Raw genomic sequence first — 4,614 nt, forward strand, 5'->3', positions numbered from 1 at the left:
ATAACCCGTTGTTTACGCCTGCGTTTTCCTCTTGTTTGTAAATTTATCTCACCATCAGCATACTTTTTTGCTGTCTTCCAACAACATTTTACCCTAGTTGCTATTTCACTAATTGATGCACCTTCATTTTCCCGCAAATGTTTGATATACTCTATCTGAGTCACTGTTAGCACTCCTTTAATCCGCCTCCTTACTTTGTCGCTTAGAGGCTTATTTTAGGGATGCTATGCGGTGACTCCTTCTTTTTTGCTACTATGGAATTTTACGCTGCCATTCTCGGTACTTTTATATTACCAAAAACATGGATATGAGGTGATTTTTCCCTCTGGTGGTAAATTAGAAAACTTCGAGTTTCCTGACACTGTAATTAATGCGAGGTTGCCAAAGCCATCAAGGTCATCTGCTTCCCAGCTTTCACCTTCAACGGGATTTTGGGGTTGAAAGTGTTCAATGGAACTTCTAAATTGGAACTGCCACTCATCATATAATGGAGGAATAATTTCCTTGCCCAAATAAGAATAACCATTCTTATATAAAAGATAATCAAGGTAAGTAAATACGATTCTTTCAAAACCAAATCCACTAGAATTCTCAAACTTTGATTCGAAAACTTTTGTTTTGCAGTAATCTTCAAGTATTTCAATAATGTCACATGATTCATTTTCTAATAAGCTTGTTAATATTAATGAAATCCAATGCATAGTTTTAGGTGATGTGTAGGTTATACGCAAGCAGGATTGCAGAGTTCTTAGTTGTTTATTATTCTGACTATTGTCCTCACCAAATGTTCCTACATATTTGGGTTTATCACCTTTCCCATCATTATACCTTTCTAAACGTTGTAACGACCATTTCCCAGTTTCTTTATAATCTCTAGCATATTCACGTTTCAATATATATTTATCAAACAGTACACGGCATTTTAACATATGAAATAAAAAGTTCTTTGCTTTATCAGCGTCCCCCCAGGCCCATGATAAATTATTTAAGAAATGTTTATCATCAAGGGTTGAATCTTCCTCTTCTAAATTATTAAGTACAGCATTTATCTGAAGTAAAAAATTTGGGAACGAAATAATCGATTCAAAACGTTCATTCTCAACTTCATCCTTACTTATTTCATTATTAAAGAGTTTCTTGTTTTTTAGAATCTCAATCAAAGGAACTAAATTATTGTCTTCATCTTCACTATGAATAAATTCCTTAATTGTATCAAAATCGTTAATATTATCCCTGATACTAGACCAATCATTTGTAAAAAGATACTTTCTAACACTGGGATCAAAATTCATTTGTATATACGAGTCCATGTTAGAGCATTTTTCCCAAATCAATGCTGCCGTTTTTTTATCTTGTTCTGTATCCAATACTTCTAAAAATTTTGCTTTTGCTATTTCATGAAGTTCAAGTTGCTCGCCACGAGTATTCATGATTTCAAAATAATGATTTAAATCTATACCTTGTGGAACTTGTACACGAACAATAAAAACACTTTCCAGTTTTTTAGTTAAATCATTTTTATCTATATTATTAGATTTAAAATAGCTATCAATTATTTGATATCCCTTTAAGATTTCAACAGATGCTAATTCCTCTATTAGCTCATTCTTGTTTCCTTTGCTTAGCATGTTAAGGGTACGGTTTGATTTTTCCCGTGCTTCAAATCTCAACCCATCTTTAGCAAAATTCATACCAAGATAACTTTCTAATAGAAATAGTGTTGTCAACCTCTGTTGCCCGTCTATTACTTCATAAACATTATCATCCCTTTGATTAACAATTAGGTTTCCAAGAAAGTAATTTTTATTAGAGTCGCCAATAGAGCTATCAATATCTTCTATCAATTGTTCTATCTCCGATACTCCCCAAGCATAGTTGCGTTGATATATAGGAACTATATAATGAACATTAGTAAAAATTTTTGATACCGGTATGATTCTTATATTTTTATCCATCATCTACCACCTATTCCATTCACAAAGTAAATCATACACATCCCTGTACTTCTCTTTGTTTTTATTCTCAATTTTAGGTTGCTCTAAAGAAATGAGTTTTAATTCTTCTCCGTTTTTCATTTCACTGATTTCTGAAAACATACCTAATCCATAGTTTACGCGTTCATGTTCTCCTCGCACATATTTATTAATTGTCTGTAGATAGACAGCTTCCATAACCAGCCGCAAAGAATAACTCCAAGTATATAATTGCTGCATCACAGCTTTAGATAGGTTTTCAATTCCAAAGCGATCAGCAAAAAATAATAGCGCACATTCATATAATTGTTTAATGTAAAGATCTCCAGTGCGTCTACTCGGAACTTGTTCCTCTGTATGAACTTTACTCACTAATCTTTGTACTTGCTCAAGTAGATTTCTATAATGTAGAGTGTAATAAAAAAATCGCTTTCCTGCCATAAGAGGCTGTGTTAATTGAAATTGATTTAATGCTCTAGATGCAAGTAATTCATTGCTTCCATTTGCATTAAACTGTTCTACAAAAAGATTACTTGCTTTATGATAAATCGCATAATTAAATACATTTGTGGTTTTAATCCCTTTGAACACATCTATTTTACTAGATGAATAGCCCAAACCACTCTTTCCTTTATACCATTGGGTCAATGGGTAAAGATAGATTTTAAATAGGTCATTCAAATCATCTTGGTTTACATTTTCCCATTGGTTGATAATCCTTATTTTTTGGTTTTCCTCTTCATCATTCATCTCGCGTAAATGATATGACTTTAATAAATCATGTGGGGCTAACTCCTTACCGCGCGAATTTTGTGAATCGAAGAATTGAAAAGCCTCTTGCTCACTGTCTGTAACAATTTGAACTACACTACAACGTTCGAATAAATAATTTTTGTACTTGTTTTGCTCATCTTTCGGTAGCTCACTTATTCTCTTAGATAAAATTTCATAATTAGTTACAATCACATCGTTAGACAGTTGATTGTATTTTTCTTGTAATAACCCCAGATCCTTCTCACCTAAACAGTATAGAAGAATCGAAATAGTTGTCAGTCGTTGTTGGCCATCGACAATGTTATACTTTCCGTTTTCTTTATGTAAAATTACTGAACCAACTCTATATTCTTGTAAACCTTCATGGTATGCATTATAAGTATCTTGAAAAAGCGTATTTGCAGACTTCACACTCCAACTATACGGGCGCTGATATGGTGGTAAAGCCAATTTCATATGAAGTAATTCATGAATCTTTCTTATTTTTAATTCATCTTGAAGCAAAGCCACCTGCAAGTCCCCCCCTAACTTTCAAATCACTATTACGTAATATTTACGACCGTCACTTAAGTCCTGCCAGATAAAATCATATCTGCTTGTTAATGCAATGCTTTCTTTATTTTTTCCTACACCTGTTGGCTTAAAAATACAACCGTAAACAGAACATTCTTCTCTAAAAAACCTATATATACCTTCATTGTTGCGCCCTTCATAAAAAGGTCTATCCGAAACAAGAGCAACAGCAGCTGTTTTAGTAAATCCTCGGTTCTTAAGCTCCTCCATAAATTTAATATCCTTCACGAACGAATACATCTGTTCTGGATACTGACCATTTAATGGGCACTTAAGTTCAATTGCATACTTCTCTGATTTATCTTCATTAAAAATAGTAATATCTATTTCTTTTTTTATAGTTTTATTGTCTGGTGTGAAGTATGATACATTTCTTTCAAATTGAATACGATAGTCCGGAAGCTTTTCACGTAGGAATATCCCCAGCTCATGCTGGAGGCTAAACTCATTATAAATTTCAATACTCTTAGACTGAACAAACAAGAAAAAGTCATCTACTAATTGCCTTAAATTAAGCAAAGCCTCCACCCCATACACCCTAATATAATTTATAGTTTTTTATTGCCCTTCATAATAGTTTTGCTATATCCTCAAACCTTCTGATACCGCTGCTGGTTAGATGAAGTCTTTTCAATAGCCTTTATATTACCTTCCATTTTATTTACGTAGTTTAAAAATAAAGTCCCAAGCAGAAGTCGATCCTTTCTGGGTATTCTATTCCATACATAACCCTTGAACAGGTCTTTAACAAGAAAGACTTCACCTGCATTCAAGTTTTCAGTTTCCTTAATAGCTTCTTCTAGTAGCTCATTAACATCGCTCATGTTGTCATCTCCTTATCAATAACAATATCAACAACATTGTTAATAAGATTATATGCCTCTTACCAATTCCAGTCAATAAGAAGAAAACCACCAATCAAGAGAATATATCTCCTGAATGGTGGTCATTCATGAAGGTTATTTTTATACATCTACTGTCACTTGCCTCTTTATCCTCTTCCTAACCTGAAGAGTTTTTTCAAATTAACCCGGTTAGACAATGTTTCCTATACCCCGACATTTTGCTATAATTTTTGCAAAATGCTTCGGGGTGATTTTTGTGGTCGTTTATCATGACTTTAAAATCGATTTAGAAGAATATGCCCGTTTGGGAAAGGAAAACAATTTTCCTTCTTTTGATAGATGTCCCTGTTGTAAGGGCATGGTTCGCCTTTATCGTCATGGCTACTACTGGCGAAATGCGGTTGATGGTGAAAAAGCGGAGTACAGCATTCCCATCTGTCGCTTGATTT

At 33.6% G+C, this 4,614-nt stretch carries 4 protein-coding genes and 1 pseudogene; 1 reads left to right on the forward strand and 4 read right to left on the reverse strand.

Translation table 11 applies throughout. The features are described from left to right. Nucleotides 1-290: 290 nt before the first annotated feature. The 4 genes from BR02_RS0112815 to BR02_RS0112830 all read right to left on the reverse strand — a co-directional run bounded on the left by BR02_RS0112815 (nucleotide 291) and on the right by BR02_RS0112830 (nucleotide 4,144). Nucleotides 291-1,955: a DUF262 domain-containing protein gene (locus BR02_RS0112815; RefSeq protein WP_238442478.1), complete on the reverse strand. Its 1,665-nt coding sequence runs from the start codon at nucleotides 1,953-1,955 to the stop codon at nucleotides 291-293. Between the two features lie 3 nt (nucleotides 1,956-1,958). Continuing rightward, nucleotides 1,959-3,257 (reverse strand): DUF262 domain-containing protein, encoded by a 1,299-nt coding sequence (locus BR02_RS0112820; RefSeq protein WP_031517708.1) that lies wholly within the window; start codon nucleotides 3,255-3,257, stop codon nucleotides 1,959-1,961. A 21-nt stretch (nucleotides 3,258-3,278) separates the two neighbouring features. Continuing rightward, nucleotides 3,279-3,848, reverse strand: coding sequence for a hypothetical protein (locus BR02_RS0112825; protein ID WP_031517710.1), 570 nt, complete (start codon nucleotides 3,846-3,848; stop codon nucleotides 3,279-3,281). A gap of 62 nt (nucleotides 3,849-3,910) precedes the next feature. Next, nucleotides 3,911-4,144, reverse strand: a complete 234-nt coding sequence (locus BR02_RS0112830; protein ID WP_027622094.1) for a single-stranded DNA-binding protein — start codon at nucleotides 4,142-4,144, stop codon at nucleotides 3,911-3,913. A 277-nt stretch (nucleotides 4,145-4,421) separates the two neighbouring features. Here BR02_RS0112830 and BR02_RS15525 point away from each other — a divergent pair. After that, nucleotides 4,422-4,614 (forward strand): annotated as a pseudogene (locus tag BR02_RS15525) (DUF6431 domain-containing protein); the annotation flags it as partial.

Origin of the sequence: Desulfofalx alkaliphila DSM 12257 (assembly GCF_000711975.1) — a bacterium.
GTDB classification, from domain to species: domain Bacteria; phylum Bacillota; class Desulfotomaculia; order Desulfotomaculales; family Desulfohalotomaculaceae; genus Desulfofalx; species Desulfofalx alkaliphila.

Coding starts and splice junctions, on each gene's coding strand:
- BR02_RS0112815 (WP_238442478.1), bottom strand. CDS start 1,955: ATGGATAAAAATATAAGAATCATACCGGTATCAAAAATTTTTACTAAT.
- BR02_RS0112830 (WP_027622094.1), bottom strand. CDS start 4,144: ATGAGCGATGTTAATGAGCTACTAGAAGAAGCTATTAAGGAAACTGAA.